General features: G+C 41.8%; 21 protein-coding genes and 1 pseudogene. 14 read left to right on the forward strand and 8 right to left on the reverse strand.

Annotated elements, in window-relative coordinates; all coding sequences use genetic code 11:
- Window positions 1-12 precede the first annotated feature (12 nt).
- A complete protein-coding gene (locus tag NFR46_RS00670) occupies window positions 13-2,418 on the reverse strand; it encodes a Xaa-Pro dipeptidyl-peptidase (protein ID WP_251573947.1) in 2,406 nt (801 codons plus the stop codon).
- A 339-nt stretch (window positions 2,419-2,757) separates the two neighbouring features.
- Here NFR46_RS00670 and NFR46_RS00675 point away from each other — a divergent pair, with 339 nt between their 5' ends.
- Genes NFR46_RS00675 through NFR46_RS00690 form a run of 4 tightly spaced genes read left to right on the forward strand, consistent with a single transcriptional unit; the run spans window position 2,758 to window position 6,543 of the window.
- Entirely contained in the window at window positions 2,758-3,852 is a 1,095-nt protein-coding gene (locus NFR46_RS00675; protein ID WP_251573948.1) for an ABC transporter ATP-binding protein, read from the forward strand.
- Window positions 3,852-4,658, forward strand: coding sequence for an ABC transporter permease (locus NFR46_RS00680; protein ID WP_251573950.1), 807 nt, complete (start codon window positions 3,852-3,854; stop codon window positions 4,656-4,658). The genes NFR46_RS00675 and NFR46_RS00680 overlap by 1 nt, the downstream gene beginning before the upstream one ends.
- A complete protein-coding gene (locus NFR46_RS00685) occupies window positions 4,658-5,473 on the forward strand; it encodes an ABC transporter permease (protein ID WP_251573952.1) in 816 nt (271 codons plus the stop codon). The genes NFR46_RS00680 and NFR46_RS00685 overlap by 1 nt, the downstream gene beginning before the upstream one ends.
- Window positions 5,470-6,543, forward strand: coding sequence for an ABC transporter substrate-binding protein (locus NFR46_RS00690; RefSeq protein WP_251573954.1), 1,074 nt, complete (start codon window positions 5,470-5,472; stop codon window positions 6,541-6,543). The genes NFR46_RS00685 and NFR46_RS00690 overlap by 4 nt, the downstream gene beginning before the upstream one ends.
- 64 nt (window positions 6,544-6,607) lie before the next feature.
- Here NFR46_RS00690 and NFR46_RS00695 read toward each other — a convergent pair whose 3' ends face one another.
- The 4 genes and pseudogenes from NFR46_RS00695 to NFR46_RS00710 all read right to left on the reverse strand — a co-directional run bounded on the left by NFR46_RS00695 (window position 6,608) and on the right by NFR46_RS00710 (window position 14,043).
- A complete protein-coding gene (locus tag NFR46_RS00695; RefSeq protein WP_251573955.1) occupies window positions 6,608-7,939 on the reverse strand; it encodes an APC family permease in 1,332 nt (443 codons plus the stop codon).
- A 328-nt stretch (window positions 7,940-8,267) separates the two neighbouring features.
- Window positions 8,268-10,937, reverse strand: coding sequence for an HAD-IC family P-type ATPase (locus tag NFR46_RS00700; RefSeq protein WP_251573957.1), 2,670 nt, complete (start codon window positions 10,935-10,937; stop codon window positions 8,268-8,270).
- Between the two features lie 247 nt (window positions 10,938-11,184).
- A pseudogene (locus tag NFR46_RS00705) lies at window positions 11,185-12,486 on the reverse strand (MFS transporter).
- A 165-nt stretch (window positions 12,487-12,651) separates the two neighbouring features.
- Window positions 12,652-14,043: an APC family permease gene (locus tag NFR46_RS00710; protein WP_251573959.1), complete on the reverse strand. Its 1,392-nt coding sequence runs from the start codon at window positions 14,041-14,043 to the stop codon at window positions 12,652-12,654.
- 134 nt (window positions 14,044-14,177) lie between these two features.
- Here NFR46_RS00710 and NFR46_RS00715 point away from each other — a divergent pair, with 134 nt between their 5' ends.
- From NFR46_RS00715 to NFR46_RS00760, 10 genes are all read left to right on the forward strand, one after another.
- Window positions 14,178-14,591 carry a bis(5'-nucleosyl)-tetraphosphatase gene (locus tag NFR46_RS00715; protein WP_242334626.1) on the forward strand — a complete coding sequence of 138 codons (414 nt, stop codon included), beginning with the start codon at window positions 14,178-14,180 and terminating at the stop codon, window positions 14,589-14,591.
- Between the two features lies 1 nt (window position 14,592).
- Window positions 14,593-15,162, forward strand: a complete 570-nt coding sequence (locus tag NFR46_RS00720) for a guanylate kinase (protein ID WP_251573961.1) — start codon at window positions 14,593-14,595, stop codon at window positions 15,160-15,162.
- A 39-nt stretch (window positions 15,163-15,201) separates the two neighbouring features.
- Entirely contained in the window at window positions 15,202-15,645 is a 444-nt protein-coding gene (locus NFR46_RS00725) for a Fur family transcriptional regulator (protein WP_251573963.1), read from the forward strand.
- Between the two features lie 71 nt (window positions 15,646-15,716).
- Window positions 15,717-16,142, forward strand: a complete 426-nt coding sequence (locus NFR46_RS00730) for a hypothetical protein (protein WP_251573965.1) — start codon at window positions 15,717-15,719, stop codon at window positions 16,140-16,142.
- A gap of 18 nt (window positions 16,143-16,160) precedes the next feature.
- Complete coding sequence (locus NFR46_RS00735; protein WP_251573966.1) at window positions 16,161-17,006, forward strand: DUF6681 family protein; 846 nt, start codon at window positions 16,161-16,163, stop codon at window positions 17,004-17,006.
- 157 nt (window positions 17,007-17,163) lie between these two features.
- Window positions 17,164-17,703, forward strand: coding sequence for a TetR/AcrR family transcriptional regulator (locus tag NFR46_RS00740; protein WP_191684125.1), 540 nt, complete (start codon window positions 17,164-17,166; stop codon window positions 17,701-17,703).
- Between the two features lie 48 nt (window positions 17,704-17,751).
- Window positions 17,752-20,406 (forward strand): YhgE/Pip domain-containing protein, encoded by a 2,655-nt coding sequence (locus NFR46_RS00745; RefSeq protein ID WP_251573968.1) that lies wholly within the window; start codon window positions 17,752-17,754, stop codon window positions 20,404-20,406.
- Window positions 20,407-20,605: 199 nt separating this feature from the next.
- Entirely contained in the window at window positions 20,606-21,604 is a 999-nt protein-coding gene (locus NFR46_RS00750; RefSeq protein ID WP_251573970.1) for a D-2-hydroxyacid dehydrogenase, read from the forward strand.
- Between the two features lie 220 nt (window positions 21,605-21,824).
- Window positions 21,825-22,010, forward strand: a complete 186-nt coding sequence (locus NFR46_RS00755) for a CsbD family protein (protein WP_251573971.1) — start codon at window positions 21,825-21,827, stop codon at window positions 22,008-22,010.
- Window positions 22,011-22,026: 16 nt separating this feature from the next.
- Window positions 22,027-22,287, forward strand: a complete 261-nt coding sequence (locus NFR46_RS00760; RefSeq protein ID WP_251573972.1) for a GlsB/YeaQ/YmgE family stress response membrane protein — start codon at window positions 22,027-22,029, stop codon at window positions 22,285-22,287.
- Window positions 22,288-22,338: 51 nt separating this feature from the next.
- Here NFR46_RS00760 and hflX read toward each other — a convergent pair whose 3' ends face one another.
- The 3 genes from hflX to NFR46_RS00775 all read right to left on the reverse strand — a co-directional run bounded on the left by hflX (window position 22,339) and on the right by NFR46_RS00775 (window position 25,042).
- Complete coding sequence (gene hflX, locus NFR46_RS00765) at window positions 22,339-23,613, reverse strand: GTPase HflX (protein WP_251573973.1); 1,275 nt, start codon at window positions 23,611-23,613, stop codon at window positions 22,339-22,341.
- 35 nt (window positions 23,614-23,648) lie between these two features.
- Window positions 23,649-24,308, reverse strand: a complete 660-nt coding sequence (locus tag NFR46_RS00770) for a histidine phosphatase family protein (protein ID WP_191684118.1) — start codon at window positions 24,306-24,308, stop codon at window positions 23,649-23,651.
- An 83-nt stretch (window positions 24,309-24,391) separates the two neighbouring features.
- Window positions 24,392-25,042 (reverse strand): DedA family protein, encoded by a 651-nt coding sequence (locus NFR46_RS00775; protein ID WP_251573974.1) that lies wholly within the window; start codon window positions 25,040-25,042, stop codon window positions 24,392-24,394.
- Between the last annotated feature and the right edge of the window lie 129 nt (window positions 25,043-25,171).

Here is a 25,171-nt window from a genome sequence, read left to right on the forward strand (position 1 = left end):
AGGTGATGAAGACTAGAGTGGCTTTACTCCTGGAATCATAAGTGAACTATCCTTAGTTTTAATGGTATAAGTAATTTCTTCATTACCACGGAGAGTAGCACCAAAATCAGTGCTATAGATGATCAGACCAAGTTGGTGTCCTTTGAGCAGGTGGTGGAAAATTGGTTGAAGTTCAAAGTGCAATTTCACAAATTGGTTTGCTGATAAATCATCAACTTGGGCAGCACTATGACGGTTTTGTAGGTTAATGTGGCCGTCTGCAATTACTTTAAAGTCGCTTGCATTTGCTTGCAACTTGAATTCACGAAGATCATCGCTTGCCCAGTGGAAACCAAGTTGGAGACCGTTGCGTTTCATCAATACTGGTGAGGCCGTCAACCGTTTAGCGTTTCCCAAATCAACTAATTGTGCACTGATCATTCCGTGATCTGCAGAAGCAGCAACCGTAACGTTAACTTCTGGTGTTCCGCGCAGTAAAAGATCTTGATCAACTGGCTCAGTCTTTAATTGGTAAGAGAACTGACCGCTGTCTTTAACTAAGGCGTTCTGCCAATCATTAATATTTTTGCACCATTTTTCAAATGTTTCTGGAGTTTGCTGGTCGTTAAAACGATATTCTGTAGAAAGTTGGGGATCATTTTCAGTTAATTCCGTCTTATTAAAGTAGAGGATCTTTTTACTTCCGGCGGTCCAATTATCATATGTCCACCACGTTTCTGGTTGTGTATTATCTTGAACGAGAACCTTTGGCAACGTTTCATCAGCATGGTTATCTTGATCCCAGAGCTTATTTGCTAGCCAGAGGTTCACCATTTCTGAAAAGTCGAGTGACTGGAATGCATTGATGTAAATGTGCTGTCCTTGGTGGAGAACTAGCTTACTGGTTACGGGAAGTATTTGAAGGCCATCATAGAGTGCTTTAACATTACTTGGCTTAACGTTTGTGTCATTTAGGCCATGAACCATCATTACTGAAGCTTTAATGTTTTTGATGGCAGGACGGTAGTTTCGACTAGCCCAGAAGTCGTTGTAATTACCGGTCTTGCGATCCATTGCTTCAGCAAGACCATCAATGTACTTGTTGTTCGTCTTCTCGATCCGGTGATAGTCAGCAGGGCGTTTTGTTCGGCTAAATGTTTCGTCAGCTAAGACATCCTCATCTTCACCTTGGAAGCCACCTGGTGCACGAACCAGACCATTTTCACGGTAGTAATCGTACCATGATGAAATTGCCGCTTCACTGATGATGGCCTTTAATCCCGGAACAGTAGTTGTAGCAACGGCTGTAGCGAGAGTTCCAAGGTAAGAACGTCCGGTCATTGCAACGTTACCGTTACACCACCAGGCCTTGATTTGGATCCCGCTATGACGATCGGTAAATGCTACCCGATCACCATGAAGCCATTCAACGACAGCTTTCATGGAGTCAGTTTGTTCAGGAGAACCACATGTTTGAAGACCATCGGAATCCTTAGTCCCAATCCCGGCTGAATAAACAATTGCGTAGCCTCGAGCGGCTAAGTAGTTATTAAGAGTATATGCTGGTGTTTCTGCAAAACTCTCCGTTGCATGTTTGCTTTCACTCTTGATTTTCTGGTGAGTAAATTTCTGTGGAAACTTTGGCTCAGCAGGAGCAACCTCTCCTGCATTTTTGTGGGTTAATGGATGATTAACGTGGTGAGTTACCTTTTCGCCCCATTCATCGTTTGTTCCTTGGTTGTATGGACTAGCGGTGAAGACAGCAGGCACTTTTAAGCCACTGTTGCTATCAATTGGTCGGAGAATTTCCACCTTAACCAGGTCTGCTTTGCCATCGTAATCAGTATCCATGTCAGTTTCAACGTAAACGACTTCACGGATAAACTTTGCCGGATCAAAAGAAGCAAGGGGTTTGCCGTTAAAGTAGAGAGGCTTTTTATAAGCCGGGAGTCGGTATGACCACGCCATGAAGCCCTCACTGGTTAGTTGATCGATAAATGACTGACCATCCTTATTGCGAGTGTTAAGGAGGAGGTAGAAGGCTTCCAAAACATCAGTGGTTGACCAGCTAGTGTGTTGACTAAACGGTAATCCAATATGAGCCCAATCTTCGAGGGGATGCTCAAGGTTAAAGTCAACTCCTGGTTCGAAATGAAGGAGCTGGAGAGCAACGAGGTAGAAAACATCTGTGGTTAGTGGTTGGTCGTGTCCAAGCCATTCGTCAATTGCAAGGTCTGGAGTAGCCAGAAAATCGTGAAGCCATTGGCGGACCGCAATCGGTTGTTCACTAGCCATATGGGTACGGGCAAGAAGAGTTAACCACATCTGTGTTGGTTCCAGTTCCGTCGCTTCATTTCCCCTTAGTAAATGTAATTTTTTCATTTCACGTAATTTTTGTTCCAAACTTGTTTTAGCAATACTATATTGATTAATTCGCATGATGATCACCTTTTTGAAAGAGAGTGCGAGCCAGCAGAGGACTTGCGGAAGACTAGCAATTTATCCTGACGAAGGCGTCTTGCGTCTAGGAAGGAGGTTGCTAGCTCTAGCAAGTCCCTGGCGAGCACATTTTGACAATGTAGCCTAGAACCGCTAGCTTTAGCAAGTCCCTGGCGAGTGTATTTCGACAATGTAGTCTATCTCGCCAGTGCCCAGTCAAGTACACATACTTTTATTATATATCTAAATTGTCATTGCATTGTAACCACCGTCAGAATAAATAAAGAGTATAATTAATTGGCTACGATGGACGAATTAAATAAACCGTGAGGGAAGATTATGGGAAAAAATATCTTGGAATTTAAACATGTTGGTAAGCGTTACGATGATAATGTTGTTCTTCGTGATATTAATTTTGAGGTTGAAGCTGGGAAATTTTATACACTTCTTGGCCCTTCAGGTTCCGGAAAAACAACAATTTTGCGAATAATTGCTGGCTTTGATCAGGCTAGCAGTGGGGAAGTCCTTTTTGATGGACAACAAATTAATAATGTGCCAGCTAATCAGCGACAGGTAAATACTGTGTTTCAAGATTATGCGTTATTCCCCCACATGAATGTTGCCGAAAACGTTGCGTTTGGTCTTCAAATTAAGGGAGTAAAGAAAGCGGTAATTCAACAACGAGTAAAGGAAGCTTTGCACCTTGTTCGGTTGGATGGCTACGGTAATCGGGAAATTACGGCGATGTCAGGTGGGCAACGACAGCGGGTTGCGATTGCCCGTGCAATTGTAAACCGACCGAAAGTCCTCCTCCTTGATGAAGCTTTGTCGGCCCTTGATCATAAACTTCGGGTAGATATGCAGCGGGAATTACGACAGTTACAACGGCAACTAGGGATTACCTTTATCTTTGTTACCCATGATCAGGAAGAGGCACTAGCGATGAGTGATCAGATCATGATTATCAACGATGGGAAGATCCAGCAAACTGGGACTCCTGTAGACATTTATGATGAACCGTTGAATCATTTTGTGGCCGATTTTATTGGCGAAAGCAATATTATTCCTGGGGTAATGAAGAAGGATTATGTTGTTGATATTAATGGTCAAGATTTTGAATGTGTTGATGCTGGGATGAAGCCAAACGAAAAGGTAGAAGTTGTCATTCGACCAGAAGATCTGGATATTACTTCAGTGGAAAAGGGAAAACTAAAGGTAACGGTTGATACGCAGCTTTTCCGGGGCGTTGATTACCAGATTACTGCTCATGATCAACGAAACCACGAATGGACGATCAACTCGATCCATAAAACAACTGTGGGTGCACAGGTAGGCCTCACATTTGATCTCGAAGATATCCATGTAATGCGGTATAACGAATCTGAGGAAGACTTTGATGCCCGACTTGATAGTTACGAGGAGGATGAAGATTAATGCGACAAAAAGCAATGTTCATCGTCCCTTATGCCTTATGGATTGTCCTGTTTGTAATTGCCCCGTTGGCACTGATCTTTTATCAGTCATTTTTTGATATTAATAGCCACTTTACCTTAGCCAACTATCATGACTACCTAACTTCGGCAACTTACCTAAAAATGACCCTTAATTCTGTTTGGTATGCGGCTTTAATTACCTTAGTAACCCTAGTAATTAGTTATCCGACTGCCTATGTTCTTACCCAATTACAGAACCGGCAATTCTGGTTACTGATCGTGATCTTACCGACATGGATCAACTTATTATTGAAAACGTATGCCTTTATTGGCCTTTTTTCACGGACTGGTTCGATTAACCATTTCTTGCAATTTGTTGGCTTAGGTAGCCACCAGCTTCTTTTTACGGATGCTAGTTTTATGTTTGTTGCGGCATATATTGAAATCCCGTTTATGGTCTTGCCTATCTTCAATGCCTTGATCGAAATTAAGCCATCGTTATTAAATGCTAGTAGGGATCTTGGCGCAACTTCTTGGCAAACATTCCGGCGAATTATCTTGCCGCTATCAATGCCTGGAGTTAAAGCTGGAATCCAGGCAGTTTTTATTCCCTCCCTTTCTCTCTTTATGATTACTCGCTTAATCGGTGGTAACCGGGTAATTACGTTAGGGACCGCGATTGAGGAGCACTTCTTAACTACGCAGAACTGGGGGATGGGATCAACGATAGGAGTTGTCCTGATCCTAGCGATGTTTATTGTGATGTTTATTACTGGCGATACACGGGAGAAAGGAGGTCGACATTAATGAAACAGAAAGTTGCATGGGGCAAAATCTACTTGGGACTAGTATTTATTATCCTGTACGCACCGATCTTATACTTAATGATTTTTTCCTTTAGTTCCGGAAAAACAATGGAACGTTACCACGGCTTTTCTTTTCAACACTATGTTGACCTATTTGCTGATTCACGGATGATTACGATTGTAATTAATACGGTCCTTGTTGCTGTTTTAGCATCTTTAGTAGCGACAATTATTGGAACCCTTGGCGCACTGGCGATCAAAGAAACTCATGGCCCTTGGAAAAATAGCTTATTATCATTAAATAATGTTTTGATGGTTTCACCAGATGTCATTATTGGGGCCAGCTTTTTGATCTTCTTTACCGTCCTCGGCATTCGCCTTGGTTTTATCTCGGTTCTTCTTAGTCACATTGCCTTTTCAATTCCGATTGTTGTTTTGATGGTGTTGCCAAAGATTAATGAGCTTTCACCAACATTGGTGGATGCGGCTTATGACCTTGGTGCAACACGGTGGCAAGCATTATCACGGGTAGTTTTACCAGCAATTTCGCCCGGAATTATGGCGGGCTATTTTATGGCGTTAACCTACTCTCTTGATGACTTTGCTGTTACTTTCTTTGTGACGGGAAATGGCTTTTCAACTTTATCAGTGGAAATTTATTCTCGAGCACGACAAGGGGTTAACCTGGAAATCAATGCCTTATCAACGTTAATGTTCCTTGTCTCATTTGTGTTAGTAATCGGTTATTACTTTGTTAGTAAGCATGCTGGTCGCCGCCAACGGATTGTGGCGGTTAAGGAGGGGGATGCTCAATGAAGAAACTTTGGGGCGCCCTTCTGGGAATTATTGCACTGTGCTGTGTATTAGCGTTAGGAGATTACCTGATGAACCGCCAGAGTAACGGAAGTGGTGGAAAAACACTGACCGTTTATAACTGGGGGGATTACATTGATCCAGCCTTAATTAAAAAGTTTGAACGACAAACTGATTATCACGTTGACTATGAAACGTTTGATAGCAATGAGTCAATGTTAACGAAAATTCGCCAGGGTGGGACAAACTATGATGTCGTAGTACCAAGTGAATATACTGTTCAACGAATGAAAAAGGAACACTTACTGGCGCCATTGAATCACCGGAAACTAAGCAATCTACATTACATTGATCCCCAATTTTTGAACAAAGACTTTGATCCGGGTAATAAATATTCGGTCCCGTATTTCTGGGGAACACTAGGAATTATCTATAATGACCAAAAGATTAGTGGTCAGGATGTTCAACACTGGGAACAGTTATGGAATTCGCGACTAAAGAATAACTTATTACTGATCGATAGTGCGCGTGATGTTTTCGCAATGGCATTAATTACACAGAGGAACTCGGTTAATACGACAAGTTATGCAAAGTTGAAGCAGGCCCAGCGCCACCTTCAGGCCTTAACGCCAAATGTTAAGGCGATCATTGCGGATGAGATGAAAATGTACATGGAACAGGATGAGGCAGCAGTTGGTGTGACCTATTCTGGGGATGCGCGAGAAATGATGAGTATTAACCATCACTTGCATTACGTTGTTCCTAGTGAAGGAAGTAATATCTGGTTTGATAATATGGTGATCCCGAAGTCAGCGAAAAATAAGCAGGGGGCTTACCAGTTCATTAACTTTATGCTCCAGCCAGAAAACGCAGCGAAAAATGCGGAATACGTAGGGTATGCAACTCCTAATCGGGCAGCCAAAAAATTGCTTCCTCGTTCGGTAACCGCTGATCAACAATTTTATCCACCAGAGTCGACAATGAAGCACTTGCAGACCTATAAGGATCTTCCTCGGCGAGTTCTTGGTGAATATAATGATTTGTTCTTGGAATTTAAGATGTTTAAAAAATGAATCAAAAAATGCTTGGAAAACAATTTATTTCCAAGCATTTTTTGATTAGTATTATTCAATTGTATTATCCCATCCTACGTTGGTCCATCCGTTTAACGAGGTACAAGATTGGTAATCCTACAATTACGATCCCAACGAAAAGCAGGACACCTGCTGGATCATTGAAAAGTTCACTAACGAGAACAAAGATCCCACCACCAATTGCGATGATTGGTACAATTGGGTAAAGCGGGGTACTGAAGGGGCGTGGTCCCTTATTTTTCTTCCTCAGAATGAAGATTCCGAAGAATGCCAAGAGATAGAAGCAGTAAACAGTGAAGACGCAGAGATCCGAAAGGTGGTCAGGATCAAAGAAGAACATCATCACAGTAGCCAAGACAACAATGAATAACGTGGCAACAACGGGTGACTTTCCTTTTGGCGTAACGAACGAAAGAAAACGCGAGAATGGTAGATCACCACGGCGTGCCATTGCATAAACAATCCGGGGGAAGGTAATCATTTTCCCATTTAGTGTCCCCATCATTGAAATAATGATTCCGGCCGAGAGAAGCTTTCCACCGATTGCACCAAAAGCCTTTGTTGCGAGGTAGGCAGTCGCATTTTCACCAAGACGGTGGATTAAGTTAGCTGGTAAGAATTTGAGAATTCCGATTGTAATTAGGGTGTAAATTACCAAGACAGCGGTAATCCCCAAGACGATTGCTTTAGGGAGTAACTTTTGTGGATTCTTCATTTCTCCACCAAGGTTAGCAATTAAGATCCAACCATCATAACCAAAGAGGGTGGCAAGAACAGCGACACCAAAGCCACCAGTAGCGTGTTGAACTTCAGTCACGGTTTGCCCAAAGGCGTGTTGGTCACCAAAGATTAACCCAAAAATGATAATTGCCGCGATGGGGATCATCTTTCCGGCAGTCGTGATGATGGAGAAGATTGCCCCAACCTTGTTTTCAAAAAGGTTCATAATCCCGATTGCGAGAACGGTAATTACCGCCAGTGGGATTCGCCATTCAATCCCGAGACCAAAGAAGTTCGCCATTAAGATACTCATAAACCCAGCAACCGATGCGATAATTGCCGGGCCATACACGATTACTTGCATCCAGCCGGCTAAGAAACCGAGAATTCTTCCGTAGAGGTTCTCGATATAAACGTAAAGCCCCCCGGTGTATGGCATTTGGGCACCAATTTCAGCAACAGTTAGGCCACCAGTTAAGGTAATAATCCCACCAAATACCCAAGCAGCAATGGCGAGGGTTGATGTGCCGGCACTATCAAGGACTGAACCCTGCTTAAAGAAGATCCCAGAACCAATAATTGTCCCCACGACAATCGAAATTGCCGACCAAAAACCTAACGACCGTTTTAATTCATCTGTTGGTTGATTATTCATCGCCATTCCTCCAATTCAAAATCGGCATAATAAAAGCCGGGTCCAATCTTAATCATCTGGAAGCTGCCAAATGATTAAGTGGACCCGGCACTACATTAAACCGTCTTATAGGTACACTAAAATCACTCAGCCCCGAATAGAGTTAGAGGCTGAGGAGGAAGATTGTTGCAATTGGTTAAAGAATACTAACATTGAACTTTCTCCTTCCGTGTACTTGATGTTTCTTAGAATACCATTAGAAAATTAATTTGGCAAGTCCCTGATTAAGATTGAATATAAAAAAGTCGTGAAATGAAATTTTTCATCTCACAACTTTTAAATTTGTTATTTATTTAAGCCTTTTTGTTCTAAAGCGAATCCACTTGTCTCCTTCAGTGAAAATCATGATCAAGCAGGAGAAGAGAATTACGGCACCCCATTCAATGAGGCTAATTCCAGTAACGTGGAAGGCTGCTTGCATGAACGGTACGTAAGTTAAGATTAGTTGGAAGATCACCGTCAATCCAATTACGCCCCAGGTATTTTTACTAATATCGTTAATTTGCGTTAAACCATACTGTTCAGTCCGAATGCTGAAGAAGTAGAAGATCTTACTAATAACGATTGTATTAACCATCATTGTGGTAGCACTAATTTCGCTAGCACCAGCGCGGATGAACCATTCGTAACCGATTAAGGCAAAGATAGCCATTAATGCGGAAACGTATCCCATCTGGAAGAGATCGTGGCGGTTCATTAGGCGTTGAGTAATTGGTCGTGGCGACCGTTCCATGATTCCGTCCTCTGCCTTTTCAAAGACAAAGGCGAATTGAATCGTGATGGCGGCAATTAAGTTAATCCACAATAATTGTGCAGGTTGAAGAGGTACCTGTTGACCAGTCAAAATTGAGAAGGCAACAACTAAACCTTCGGCAAAGGATGTCGGTAGGAGGAAGAGGATACTCTTCTTGATATTGTCATAGATCCGCCGACCTTCCTTGATTACGGCAGCCATCGTTGCAAAGTTATCGTCACCGAGAATCATATCCGCTGCATCTTTAGCAACGTCGGTTCCCTTGATTCCCATTGCTACTCCAATGTCGGCTTTCTTTAATGCTGGGGCATCGTTTACCCCGTCACCAACCATGGCGGTAACCTGTTGTTGGTTTTGCAGAGCTTCCACGATTTCAAGCTTGTTTTGTGGAGTTGTCCGGGCAAAGACTTGTGTATTTAATGCTACGGATTCCCGTTCCTTGCTTGATAACTTGTCCCATTCAGAACCAGTAATGGCATTGATTGGACCGTTAGTTAATCCTAGTTCTTTACCAATTGCCCGTGCAGTTTGCGGGTCGTCACCAGTAATCATCTTAACGTGAACACCAGCAGTATTCATCTTCTTGAGGGCTTCAATCACTTCTTCACGCGGTGCATCAAGAAGGGCAGCCAACCCAAGTAACTTGATTCCGCGGTACAGGTGGTCGTGTTCAATTTCGGTTAAGTTTTCGCCTTTTGGCACTGGTTGGTAACCAACAGCGATCACCCGTTTGCCAGCACTTGACCAGTCGTTAACCCGTTTTTGCCACTTAGCGAGGTCAAAGTTAGGATCTTCTTTTTGGGCCATTTCAAATAACTTATCTGGAGAACCCTTAATAAAGATTACTTTTTCGTTACTTCCTTGGTCTTCTGTCAATTCAGCGATGTACCGGTAGTCAGAATCAAACGGTAGTAAGTCAATTTCTGAGTATTGTGACTTGTGCTGAGGTCCGTATGCCTTGTGATAAAGCGTTAAGAAGGCCCCATCAGTCGGTTCACCGTTAATGTGCCATGCACCATCATTTTCACTCAAAACGGTATCGTTAGCTTGATAACCGGCTTCCACGAAGAGCTTTAATTGCTCAGTAAGTGGTGCTTTTTTACCGTCAAGCTTAATTTCACCATTTGGTGCGTAGCCGGTTCCTGAAACTTGGTAGAGCTGATCGCCAACCCATAGTTCAGTCGCTGTCATTTCGTTTTTGGTTAACGTCCCGGTCTTATCAGTCGCGATTACGTCGACCGAACCAAGAGTTTCAACCGCCGGCATTGACTTGATAATTGTCTTGTACAGCTTGGCCATCTTACTAATCCCGAATGCTAGAATTACAGAGGTAATTGCTGGAAGACCTTCAGGAATTGCACCAACAAGCATTGCTACAACCGCAAGAGCTAATGCAGGTAATGAGTAAATCTTTAACATGAAACCAACGATGAAGACAATAATTGACGTGGTGATGGTAATGTAGGAAACCACGGTCCCAACATGATCGATTTCCTTTGTCAGTGGGGTCTTCTTTGGCTTAATGTGGGCAACTTCTTGGGAGATCTTCCCAATTTCAGTTTGTTCAGCCGTTGCCACTACAATACCCAGACCACTCCCGCTAGTTACGGAAGTTGAGGCATAAGCCATGTTAACCCGGTCAGCCAACGGAACGTCATTATCAGTGAGGGCCTCATCAGTCTTAATCACTGAATTGGTTTCTCCAGTTAAAGCAGATTCCTCAATTCTCAAATTATCTGCAGAAACGATCCGTAAGTCAGCTGGGACATTATCCCCGGCTTCAAGGAAGACAACATCCCCAACTACCAGGTCCGCAGCGTCAATATCTTGCCGCTTGCCGTCACGGTACACCGTTGCTTGGTTAGCCATCATTTCCTTGATTTTTGCTAAAGCATTGGCCGCACTAGTTTCCTGGAAGTACCCGATGAGGGAATTTAGGATCACCACAGCACCAATAACGATGGCATCCGTGTAGTGACCAATGATTACGGTCAGTAAGGTTGCTACTAACAAGATATAAATCACAATGTTGTTGAATTGGCGAAGAAAGATCTTCCACTTTGGCGTTGGCTTTACTTCAAGGACGTTCCGGCCGTCTTCAGCGAGTTTTTGCCTCACTGTTGCGTCACTTAAACCTTGAGTAAAGTCCGTTAAGTTAAATTCTTTCTTCAACTCAGTCGTAGTTAATTGATATTTCTCTTTCATTTTGCTCCCCTCTAATAACTTCTTTAAAGCAATATCGTAGGTTCCCATCCCCGCGAAGAATATTAAAAATGCTTTGAGTTAGATTACTTTAATCAGTCCTTTTCTTATTTTTCGTAAGAATATTATACCATTATGAATGATGGTGAAAGCTGCTGTTAAAGGATTTTTAGATAATAGTTCAATGAAAATTCATATTTAAAAAAGAGCTGGAAATTAACCCTGCTTTGATTAATTTCCAGCATCAGTTTTAGATGAATTTTGGTGAGGTTTCGGGTGCCCAGAAGAGGCAAATGAGGCCACCAACAATTAGGACAATGGTACAAACAAGCATTGCTAAGGGTGCACCACCGAGATTAGTAAGGATGGGAAGTAAGAAGGTTCCGCTTGCGACACCGCCCCGACTAATGGTGATACAAGTTCCTACTCCAGTAGCACGAACTTTAATATCGAATAGTTCCGTCGGGTAAGGGTAGTCGAGCGTTAATCCTGAAGAAAGGATGATGGCAAAGAGGGCAAATATTCCGATTTGAAAGCCAAATGATGATGGCCCAATTAGCATTGCAATCAGAGCGGCAGCCGAAAAGAGAAATGTACCGACAAGAAACGCTCGACGACTAATTCGCTTAAAGACCCAACTACCAACTAAAACACCAATTAGTAAGCAACCGTTGTAAATGATTCCTGATAAGTCACTATCTTCCATCCCCATATTCTCTAGCAGAATTGGCAGAAAAATACTAATTCCAAAGAATGCAAACGCTTGACAGGCATAGAACAATCCACCAACAAGGGTCCGTCGCCGGTATTTTTTTGTAAATAGAATAGTCCATGAAATGTTATCAGCTGGCTTCGCTCTGAGAAGGCGTAATGGAAGGCCCCACCGTTTACCAATATGTTTCTGGATGAGCTTTTGGGCCTTCTTATTTTTACCTTGGCTGGCAAGCCAACTCGGTGAAGCAGGGAGATTTGACACTGAACGAAAAATTCCAGCAATTAGTCCTGGAACAAGGGATGAGGCAAGAATTATTTGCCAATTATGACTCCCAAATCCACTGATGGTGATTCCGGCAATGTAAGAGAGAATAAAGCCAATTGTCCAGTAAACAATTAGCTGACTTTGACGTTTGCCGCTTTCCTTAGTGGGTAACCATTCGACTAACAGGGAGTTACCCACTGTATAATCAATTGCAATCATTAAACCAATTAGGAACCGGAGAATAAATAGTAAGAATAAGTTAGTAGTAACTAATTGGAGAGCTGGAAATAACGAAAAAAGGTACATGTCAACCATTAACATCTTTCTTCGCCCAAATTGATCAGCAATTCGTCCCATTAAGGCGCTACCCATGAGTCCAATTAAACTACCAGCTCCGATCAAACCGACCTAAAATTCATTAATCTGAATGTATTCTTGGGCTTGTGTAAGTGCGGTGCCACTAATCCCTAGGGCATAACCACAGGCAATCTGTCCAAGGATAATTGCCAGGAGAACGCGAAAGTGCACAACTTTAAGTGGAGCTTTTTTATAATTCTTTTTTGTATATTCCATAAAGTAATAGCCGTTTCATAAAGCGGCTATTAATAGATTCCTCCTTGAAATTAAAAGTAAACTATAAAAAACATAACAAAGTTCAAAAAAGACTGTCAAACATCTATCAGTCAATAAGAAAGCGGATTAGCTCTGAAGTTAGAGCCAATCCGCAGCGTTCAAAATTTAATTTTCTTGGTTTATCTTACTGTGACGGTAACCGTATGCAAAGTAGATAATGATCCCGATAGTAAACCAGATTCCTGCACCAATGTAGGTTTCAGGCTGTAGTTGGGTCATCATTGCTAGGCAAAGGAACCCAGAAAGAATCGGAATGAATGGGTAAAGAGGAACCTTGAAGCCTCCCCGATTACCAATATCTTTCCGTCGCCGAAGAGGGATAATCCCAAATGAAACAAGGGTGAAGGCGAATAAGGTCCCAATATTAACTAGACTGGTTAATTGATCAAGTGAAACCAGGCCACCCATTGCAGCAATAATAATTCCGACAATCCATAAAGCAATTTGTGGAGAATGACTTTTTGGATCTAACTTTCCTAAAAATGCAGGTAAGAGACCATCCCGACCAATTGCGTAGATCAACCGTGAGCTGGAATAAATCATTGCCACCATCATGGTGAACATTCCGATTAGCGCCCCAATTGATAGGAGTTCGGCCAACCAGTTTTGGTGAACTAGTTGGAGAGCGTAGGATACTGGGTTAGCAACATCCAACCGTGTGTAATGGACCATTCCAGTTAAGACGATTGCCACTCCCATATAAAGGAGGGTAACAACCCCTAATGTTCCAATAATCCCTAGAGGCATGTTTTTCTTAGGATTTTTAACTTCAGCAGCTGAGCTAGAAACGGTATCGAATCCGAGGTAAGCGAAGAAACCAATCGTTGCCCCATGAACAACCCCACTCATATGGTAAGGAAGAAATGGGTGGTAGTTCTTCGGCTTAATGAAGAATAAACCGGCAATGATGAAGATAACGATAATTGCTACCTTGATTACCACCGCAATATTATTGATTCGGACTGATGATTGAAGTCCACGGGACAGCATTACTGTAACAAGGAGGACGATTACCACCGCAACGATGTTAATGTAAGTACCGTGTGCGGGGTCAAAAGGTCCTGATAAAGCGTGCGGAACTTTTAACCCAAAACTTTCGATAAAAGAGTTAAAGTAGGCTGCCCACCCTGTTGAAACTGACGCTACGGCAAGCATATATTCAAGAACCAACGCCCAGCCAAGCAGCCAGCCGAAAAATTCGCCGAACACCACGTTACCATAGGAGTATGCACTACCGGCAACGGGAAGTGCCGATGCAAATTCGGCATAACACATTGCGGCAAATGCACAAACAATTGCAGACAGCAAGAAGGAGAGGGATACCCCTGGTCCAGCTTGCTTTGCTGCAATGGTCCCGGGAAGAATGAAAATCCCGGTACCAATAACGGTTCCGATTCCGATGGCCATTAAATCGCGAGCGGTCATTGATTTAACAAACAACTTATCCGCTCCAAGATAACGATCAAGACTTTCTTTTCGGAAAATGTTTAAGCCCATCTTTAACCTACCTTTGCTATAATAAATTTAGCGGCAGGAGTAGTACCTGTCGCGCATACTAAATATAATACATTTGGTTAATATTAAAAGTCAATGAGAAAAATTAAATTAATTTTAAGAGGAGTCAATCGACTATGGCAATTGAAATTACTAGTGGCGCTGTTGTTTACCGGAAAAATAATGGTGAGATTGAATACTTATTACTAGAAAGCCAAAATAAGGGTCACTTTTGGGGATTCCCTAAGGGGCATGTTGAAGGAAACGAAGCGCTAGAAGAGACCGCTAAGCGGGAAATTAAAGAAGAAACGCAATTAGTATTGCCAATCGACACTAGTTTTCATGTTTATACGGAATATGATTTACCCAATGGCAACCGGAAGCAAATGACCTTGTATACCGCTGATCTAACACAGAGTGAAGATATTCATTTGCAGGCTGAAGAAATCAAAAACTGTGGCTGGTTTAACTATGCGGATGCTCGTGAGCGTTTGACGTATGATAATTTGAAACAGTTGCTTGATCAAGTTAACGATCACCTAACAAAGTAAGATGAGAACCGGAAAAGTATTTGTAATCGCTGGTGCAGCTGGCTCAGGTAAAACAACGGTAGCAAAGTTTCTCCATGATCGTTACCGTATGGAGCGCGTGATTACCCATACGACAAGAGAAGCGCGCCCGAATGAACGGAATGGGGTTGATTATTATTTTGAAACGCCGACTTCAATGAAGAAACTTCATCTATTAGAGTCGGTTGAATATGATCAGCACCTTTATGGTTCGTCGTTAGAAGGATTGGCTGCTGGATGGCAAAAGGGACATGATGACGTCATTGTCTTGGATACTAAAGGAGCATTTACCTACCACCAAAAGTTGGGCGATCAAGCAGTGATTATCTTTTTAACGGTGAGTCATATTGCCTCGTTAACACAACGGATGATAAAACGTGGCGATGACTTATCTGCCATTCATTCGCGATTGAAGAGCGCAGAGTACCACCGTGATCTTCATTTGCCAGACAGTTTAAAAGAGATTGCCAATGTAGTTGTAAATGATTCGTGGTCGCAAACAGTTGCTCAATTAGAGCAAATTATCAAACAAACTAGTTTAGAAAATAGGTAGACTATGATAGAATAATTTCCTTATTGGGGAGGTGGCATTATGATGACCCTCGTAGAACAAGCTCATAAAATATTAAAAGATAATGGTTCGCGTTGGACAAAACAACGACAGCAAATGATTGAGATCTTAGCAGAACACCCTGATCACTACATTGATTTTACTGACGTTGACCAACGCTTGCGGAAGGATAATCCTGGGCTTAGTTATGGAACCGTCTATCGCAACCTTAAAGAATTTGAGAGTTTAGGGATTGTTGAGACCCGACAAGCTGACGAACGAATGCAGGTTAAGGTCTGTTGTGATTCAAATCATCACCACCACTTTATTTGTGATGTTTGTGGTCGGGTACAGGAAATTCAAATGCCACCAATTGACTATGCCTTTTTTGCTAAGCAATTACCAGGAGCCAAAATTAATGGACATACGTTTGAACTACATGGTATTTGTGCTAATTGCCAAGCAAAAAGGGAAACGACAAAATAACTTCAATTTTCCTTAATGTTTATGGAGGAAAAAAGCGAGTATGATAGGTTGTAGAAAAGGAGCATTTATTTATGTCAAATAAGATCCCACCTATTGTTACCCCCTTTGCTTTATTTTCGATTGTTTTAGCATTGGGGGCGACAAACGTTGTAGTTAATCACGCAACGCATACCTCTGAGGGTGCACGAGTAAGTTCAACCTCATCAGTTCGGCGAATGGATTCTGATGATAGTAGTGCGCTTAGTAATTCTTCTTCGCAACAGGATGATGATCAGCAATCCTCCAGTACTCGTAGTCAGAATAATAATTCAACTACTCAAGAGAACCAGGGTAATGCTGGGAATGATACTGAACGTTCATCATCAACCACTACTACGCATACTCAAAGTAAAGAAAATAGTGGTGGTGGCAATACATCGACTGGTAATCAAAACCAGACTGGTCAATCGAATAGCGGGCAGAGTACTAATACTCAGGCCACAACAAATAATCAGTAAGCGGGGTGAACCTAACAGATGTTTAGTTTTCTCGATATGATTAACTCATCGCTAAGTTACTTCAATCTGGATGTTAAATTAAAGAACCGAATATACATTGCTTTAGCGGCCCTAGGAGATATTTACTTGGTATACGTAACCTTCCGCTTATTTATGAACCATGCATGGATGCGGGGATTCTTATACTGCCTAGCGATGGTAGCAATTACATATTTTATTTATGTTAACTTTGTCTTCTACTTCTTAGGAAAGACCTCGCAGTTTGACTTTTTATCTCCACGAATTGCGAAGGTAACGGGACAAAAGTTTGCGGAAAATAACTCAACGCAACCAGGTCGTCCTGGAGATCGCTATTCAACAGGACTGGCTAACCAGTCAAACGGACTTTTTGCTGGAGCAGATACAATTCCAGCAACAGTTGAAATTGATTCCAAGGAGCAGGAAAACTTACAGAAAGTGGTTAAGCAGCTCCTAGCTAAAAAAGTCTTTGTTAATGATTTTGATGGAATGGGAGAGCGGGAGATTATCCGCCAGTACCAAGAGACAAATAAGCCGGTTCAGGCATTAAATACTGAGTCAATTCCACCGTTCTTTGAATTAGTTCATGACGCCCTTCGTCACCGCCTTGAGATCTATATGGGGATGAACCAAATGGAACGGCGGCCTGTTGGGCATATTACGAAGATTGGTTTGACTGATGTTCATGAGGCACACCAAAAGTACCGGATTTACCTGGCAAACTTAGTTGTTGTTGGTGGACCAAATAAGATCCCTGGTCGGAGCGGTACAACAATTATGACAACTGCTAATTATGGGCTGAAGGCGCAAGTTGCCTATCGTGAACGAACCCCTAAACATAATTAAATAAAATGTTGTATAGTAAAACTATTGTCTCAATTCTATGAGACAATGGTTTATTTTTGTCTTATTTTAATATAAATGTACCAAATTAACTCTGTTGTCTATTTTTGATACGGTTTACAATGCTTATTGTAAAATTTGAGAAAAGGGGGAAAGACTGGTGCGAGTCACAAGAACGGTGCGCGATTTTCAAAATGCATTGTTAACACTACTTGAAGAACATTCTTTTGAGCACTTAACCGTTGACCAGATTTGCCAAGAGGCATTGTTACACCGAAGCAGCTTTTACCGCTACTTTCGGGATAAATACGATCTGTTAGAGCAGACACTCCGGACACAGGTTAATCGGTTGGTTGATAGTAGTGATTCCGAAGATGACTTGATCAAACAATTGATTTATTACGTCAATGACCATAAGAATGTTTTTCGTCATTTGGCCTCTGAAAGTGCACATAATTCGCTGTATGCTGAAATGATGCATATTTTAAGCCAGATTATGTTGGAACGTCGGCAAGAAAAAAGCAATGATCCAATTATTAAATTATTACAGCAAACCGATGATCCAGAAATGCTAGCGTACGTATTAAGCGGTGCATTAATCGGCACATTTTACTGGTGGCAAGGCAAAAATTATGATGTCTCAATTGATCACGTGATTGATTTTGCTAAGCGTTCAATGCAATCACTTTCGGCTAACTGATGATTGAGATAAAACAGTAAATATTTAGGGGATAAGAGGAGAATATAAATGTGGAATGCGATTAAAGCGGAATTTAAGAATGTTCTGCACAATCGACTTTTGTTAATCTCCACTACCGTTATTTGTATTATCCCGTTCCTTTACAGTATCTTCTTCTTGAAGTCTGTTTGGGATCCATACGGGAGTACTGAAAACTTACCGGTAGCGGTTGTTAATAAGGATGTCCCAGTTGAATATCGTGGACAAACGATGGATGTTGGGAATCGAATGGTAAAAGAATTAAGAAAGAATAAGCAATTAAAGTGGGAAATCGTTTCACCCGAAAAAGCACATTACGGTTTGACCCACCGCAAGTACTACACTGTTGTTACAATCCCAAAGGACTTCTCTAAGGACGCAACGACGGTTCTCAATAAGCATCCTCAACAAATGCAACTGAAGTACGAGACTAATGGTTCATTGAACTACATTGGTCAAGTAATTAGCGAATTGGGGATGACCAAGCTAAACGAAAAGATCCGGGCTCAAGTTACCCAAGCTTATGCAACTGCAATGTTTAAGGCCCTCCACACTGTTGGTAAGGGGATGAGTACCGCCGCTAATGGTGCTCACCAACTAAGCACCGGTTTAGTTACCCTACAAAGTGGGACTAACCAATACGTTGCCGGAGTTTCCCAAGTTAATAATGGTGTTCAGAAACTTCGGGTAAGTGTTGCTCCATTAGCTGCTGGTGCGCAACAATTGGCATCTGGTAGCCAAACGCTTGCTAACGGAATTCGCCAATACACTGGTGGTGTTGGTCAACTTGCCGCTGGTTTAGGTCAATTAAACGCCAATTCTGGTGCTTTGAATTCTGGTGCAGGTCAATTACAAAGCGGTTTGGGACAATTAAGTGGTAAGTCTAATGAATTGCGAGGTGGCTCAAATAAGTTAGCTTCTGGAGCAAGTGAGTTGAATGCTGCTGTAAATGGTAGTAATAGTCAATTAACTCAATTAGGTAATATGGACTTTAATGGAATCATGGGTGTCATGAATCAAGCACAAGACCTACAAAGTGGATTGACCCAATTACAAAGTGGGTTAACTACTGCTAAAGCTGCTTTAGCTGGTGTTCAAGAAAGTGCTGGTAAACTCCAACAGGCTTCTGGTGCATTAGCTGGTGTAGGCCAAGTTAAGGGACAATTAACCAGTGCGGCAACTAACGCTGGTAACGTTGCTAAGAGTGATGCTGAAATAGCTGGTAAACTACAAGCTATTGCAGGTTCAACTAGTGATGATAAGATTAAAGGTGAATTAGGTGCATTAGCTGGCCAAGCCGCATCTAATGCAAGTGCTGCTAAGGAAAGTGCCACAACAATTGCTGGTGTCGGTAATACCTTGAATAGTCTAAATAGCTTGGGTAGTTCTTTGAATGACATGCAAGGGCAACTTAACCAGCTATCAAAGATGAATGCAATTCTCGATAATGCTGATGGAACGATTAAACAGGCAAATACATTGCTTAACACCTTAAATGGGTATAAAGGTGCGTTGTCAGGTCTAGCTGGTTCAAAGGATCAAATTAAGGCATTACAATCAGCCACTAGCCAAATTGCTTCTGGTTCTGCAACTCTTAATGCCGGTGTCAACCAATACACTAATGGTGTTGATACTGCAGCTGCCGGTGCTGGAACGCTTACTTCTGGTATTAACCGGTACACTGCTGGTGTTGCTCAAGCGGGTGCCGGTGTTGGTCAATTAACTGCTAACTCTGGTCAATTGAACTCCGGTGCTGGTCAACTTGCTGGCGCACTTGGCCAATTAAACGGGCAGGTACCAGCATTGACTGCTGGTATAAACCAATTAGCTGCTGGTACTCAACAATTAGTTGATAATTCACCTGCATTAGTTCAGGGAATTATTAAACTGAATGCTGGTGCTTCCAAGTTATCTTCTGCCCTTGGTAAGGGTGCGAAGACGATTAACGGTATTAAGACTTCACCACGGACAGCTAAGATGATTGCTGAACCATCAGTTGAAAAGCACACTAATTACAGTTACGTACCAAACTATGGTCACGCATTGGCACCTTACGTATTATCAGTTGCCTTGTATGTTGGTATGCTGGTCTTCAACTTTGTTTACCCAATTCGACGGGTTGCCGATCAAAATGCTTCAGCAACCGCATGGTGGTTTAGTAAGGTTGTTGTCGGTGGCTTAGCAGCAATTGCTATGGCTGTTGTTGAATGTGGAATCATGATGATGTGCGGTTTGACTGTTGATCACGTTCCGTCATTCTTCGCTACCACGATCCTCTTCGGGCTTGCTTCAATGGCTGTTGTGATGTTCTTATCAATGACCTTTGATAACCCTGGACGGTTTGTTGCCATGGTTCTCTTAATGCTACAACTTGGTGGTTCCGGTGGGACGTTCCCAATGGAAGTTACTATGAAGTTCTACAATGTAATCCACTGGTACTTGCCAATGACTTACTCAATTCTTGGCCTTCGTGATTCAATTAGTGGTGGCCTAGGAGCACATTACACATTATTCTGTAACCTTGTTCTCTTGGCGATCGCGGTTGTCTTCAACCTCCTTCTCTTGTTAACAATGAAGGGGATTGCATCCCACAAATTCCATGCACCAACTGTTGAAAGCATGAAAGCTAACCAACATGGTCCAATGGGTAAGGGCGATGGCTTTAGCTCAGATGATCAAAAATAAAAATTTTTAAGATAATTGATTATTCTTAATATATGGACTCAGGTATTCGGAAAACTCTGAATGCCTGAGTTTTTTAATTAAAGTTAAAGAAGGGAGAAAGGTAGTGCTTCTTGCTATTCAGTTATTATTATTGATGATAAAATATACAATGTAAGCACTTACGTATTTTAAATGCGTACATAAAGGATGGGATTACAAAATGAAGTTAATTATGTTTGGCGTCGATGATAAGGAAGTACCTTATGCTAAAGAGTGGGCAGAAAAAACAGGAAATGAAGTTAAGATCGTTGAGGATCAACTTAGTTCAACAAACGTTGATTCAGTTGATGGTTACGACGGAATTTCTGTTTTACAAACCAGTAAGATTGATGATCCAGCAATTTATGCTAAATTAAATCAATTTGGAATTAAACAATTATCAACCCGGACAGCAGGGTACGATATGTTCGATCTTGATTTGGCAAAGAAAAATTGCTTGAAGATTACCAATGTTTCTATTTATTCACCACGGGCAATTGCTGAGATGGGGTTAACGCACGCAATGTACCTCTTACGGAAGATTGGCGAATTTAAGCAACGGATGGTAAATAATGCAGACTTTCGTTGGAGTAAGGATTTGGTTAGTGATGAAATCTATAACCAAACCGTTGCCATTGTTGGTCTGGGACATATTGGTGGGGCAACTGCTCAAATCTATAAGGCCCTCGGTGCGCGAGTAATTGCGGTTACCCGGGCAACCAGCGTTGTGTACGCTCCATACGTGGATGAATTTGTCGACTTAGAAACTGCACTAAAAGAAGCAGACATTATTACTCTTCACGTTCCGTTGACTTCAAGTACGGAGAATATGTTTGCAGCTCCACAGTTTAAGAAAATGAAGAAGAATGCTCTTCTTATTAATATGGCTCGGGGAAAGGTAGTCAATACTGCTGATCTGATTGATGCATTGAAGAACCACGAAATTGGTGGAGCTGGCCTTGATACATTAGGTGATGAAACAACCTACTTTAGTAAGAAAGTTGCCTCAGAAGATGTTCCAGCCGATTTTAAAGAATTAGTCAAGATGCCGAATGTAGTTGTTACACCTCACGTTGCTTTCATGACTGATACAGCTGTTCGTAATATGGTTCAGATTAGTTTAAATGATATTGCGGCAATCGTTGAAGGCAAAAATGTTAAAAATGAAGTTCGTTTTTAATTCATAATTGATAAACATAATGGTAGATGAAAAACGTGGAAATGCTGTTTTAACGGTATTTCCACGTTTTTTGTTATCCTTAATAAAAATTTAATAAGTATTAATGATTTCATAAGTAGAGTGACAAGGTGTCGTCAATGAAACCGCTTCTTGTTATGATTAAACCATCAAATAAAGTTACTAGCCACAGTCACTCAAACAGATGAAAGGAGAGTCGGTTATGACTAGCAAAAAAAGTATTAAAAATAGAGTTGTCGGAAAACTGAAGCAGGTTGAAGGCAAGCTGACTCAGGACAAGGTCCGTGAGGCAGAGGGAAAAGTCCAAGCAACACATGGTAAGGCACAAGCAAAGGCAGAAAAATTAAAGAAAAAGGCTGCCAAGGAAAAAGCTAAACTAGCTGAATAAAAAGGAGGGAATACTAATGTTACACTGGATTTGGGTATTAATTGTTGGTGGAATTATCGGATTGATTGCTGGAGCGATTACTCATCGTGGAGGCTCGATGGGAGTCATTAGTAATATAATTGCCGGATTAGTTGGTTCGTCACTCGGGGAAGCAATTTTAGGCTCCTGGGGACCACAAGTTGCCGGAATGGCGATTGTCCCTTCGATTATTGGGGCTGTAGTCTTAGTATTAATTGTCTCCTTGATTGTCGGAATGATTAATCGCAGGACGGCTTAAATGTTAAATAAATCGAGGCTTGGAAAACAATTTTTCCAAGCCTCGATTTATTTAGTGAATAACGTATTTTTGGTATTTATCGTAATCTTTTTGCGAGAGTTCAACGGTAAGAATTGTCCCGCTGTTTTGGTATTCAGTATTTAGAATATTAGTATTTTCGTTAAGGTAGGAAACAACATTACCATCCGCAAATGGAATCAGCATTTTAGTCTCAACGTAGTCTTTAAAAAGATGTTTCTTAATGGTAGACACAAGAAGATCGAGTGACTCATCATCTTTAGCGGAAATTACGACTTGATCGTCACCTTCCAAAACGGGGTATTCCATGTCAGTTTTATCTGCCTTATTGAAAACATAGATCATTGGGATATTTTCAATTCCAATCTGCTTCAACGTCTTCTCAGTAGTCTTCATCATGTCCTCATAGTGAGGATCAGATGCGTCGATCACTTGAATTAAGAGATCAGCATTTGCTGCTTCAGCCAATGTTGACTTGAACGATTCGACAAGATGAGTTGGTAACTTGCTTACGAACCCAACAGTATCACTAAGGAGGAAACGTTTTTGGTCGGGTAGTGTTAACTGACGAACACTAGTATCCAAGGTGGCAAAGAGCATGTCTTTTTCAAAAACGGTCTTGTCTTCACCAGCACCATATTTTTCAACGAGGCCATTCATGATGGTTGACTTGCCAGCGTTGGTGTAACCAACAAGGGCGGCAGTTGGAATCGCACTTTTATCTCGTTGCTTCCGTTTAACCTCTTCAGAACGATCGATCGCCCTTAATTCTTTTTGCAGGTGACTAATTGAATTCTGAATTGTTCGCCGGTTCATTTCCAGTTTAGTTTCACCAGCACCACGGTTAGTAAAGCCACTCCCACCACCGGTTTGCTGATCAAGGCGTTGGTTAGCACTGGTTTGAAGACGTGGTAGTCGGTATTGGAGTTTGGCAATTTGAACTTGCAGCTTAGCTTCCTTTGATTGAGCACGTTCAGCAAAGATTTCAAGAATTAATGCTGTCCGGTCAAGAACCCGGCAACCAAGTTCATCTTCTAAGTTCCGTAATTGACTAGGTGTTAATTCATCATTAGTAATGACGGTTGAAATGTTTTCAGCTAAAACTGCTTTCTTGATTTCATCTACCTTACCACTCCCAAAATAAGTGGCTGGGTTAGGACGGTCGATTGCTTGATCAATCCGGTCAACGACTTCCATATGGTTAGCCTGAGCTAATTCAGCAAGCTCTGTCATTGAATAATCGAAGTCTTCTTGTTCGGTATTTAATCCAGTGATTAATACTGGTTCTTCAGTTTGTATGTTATCCATTGAAAAGTAGTGTTCCCCCTTTTAATTCAGTTATTTTATTTATCAGGAATATGAAGTTGATTATAAAAGTCTACATGTGTATCAGTATCAGTTAGTGTCATTTTCATGATGCTACCGTTACGTGGCGAAACGTTTTGGTCGACGCCTTCAAGGTAATGATCGGCTATCGAACGAATTGCAGCCCCATGTGAAACAACAACAGCAACGGAACCGTCTGGTAGGTTACGAAGCCGGTTAAATCCTTTGTTCATTCGTTGCCAGAAACGCTGTGCATCTTCAGCATCGCCATATTGATCAGCTTTGGCAATCCGGTCCTTTAATTCATCTGTTCCCCAACCGGCAGCCATTTGTGAGAAGGTATGATAACCGTATTTCCCACCGACAATATCTGCTACTGCGCCACCATTTGCTCCTTCAAAGAAGCCAAAGAAGATTTCACGAAATGCTGGTTCTTGAATTGGTTCTTTAATGTCGGTATTTGGATCGGCAGCGAGGAGTAAGCGCGCGGTATTAACAGCTCGTGAAAGATCGCTACTGAAGATGTAATCGAATTTAATCTTTGCTAGTTCCTTTCCAACACGTTTAGCATCCTCAATTCCCTTTTCAGTTAGGGGAGCGTCAGACCAGCCTTGCATCCGGTTGTAACGATTGAGGTAGGTTTGACCATGACGAACAAAGTAGACAGTTATTGCCAACTTAACCAGCTCCTTTACGTAATTACAATTATCTACTATTTTACCATGCTTTCATGGGGAGTGTGAACCATGACAAACGCTGGTTAGAGCATTTTATTTCGTTTAAGGATCTTTCGCCGGAAGTGGCGGATGAGCGCCAGTATGGCAACAATTGACAAGGCAGCAACGACAAAAATAAGGATGATGAGTGAGAAGTGTTCCTTAACGAATGGGATGCTACCGAAGTAATAGCCAACTAAACTGGCAGCTAAAACCCAAATAATGACCCCGATAAGGTTACCAAGCATAAATCGACGAAAGTCAAAGCGCATCGTCCCAGCGATGAGCGGGATAAAAGTACGAATTAAAGGAACAAAGCGTCCAAAGGCAACGGTTTTTACCCCGTGCTTTTCTAACAATCGGTGGGCTTTAACCATCCCTGGACCATTTACCCGTTTTGAGAGCCATTGCCACCTTGAGAGTGAGCGGCCAATGAAGTAGTTTACAGTATCACCAATAAAGGCCGCAAAGAAGAAGACGGGGATCACAATCTCTAATTTGAGAACTGGGTGAAAGGCGATGAATGAAGCGGTGAGGAAAATCAGTGATTCCCCCGGGAGCCAGGGAAAGACAACTAGCCCGGTCTCCATAAAAATGATTGTAAAGAGCAAAACGTAGCTCCATGGACCGAGCCATTCAAACATTGGAATGATGACTTCAGCAATATGGGTCAAAATATAAAATAAGTTTGCCAATCGACAAGGCTCCTTTCTAAATCGAGTTATTATACTATTTTACCTTCATTCCGTTTTCAAAAGTGATGATTACCCATAATATTTAAAGATAATTTAGCATTCGTCGGCGAAGAAGCGATATTTCTTCGG

The organism is Limosilactobacillus agrestimuris (assembly GCF_943193105.1).
GTDB classification, from domain to species: domain Bacteria; phylum Bacillota; class Bacilli; order Lactobacillales; family Lactobacillaceae; genus Limosilactobacillus; species Limosilactobacillus agrestimuris.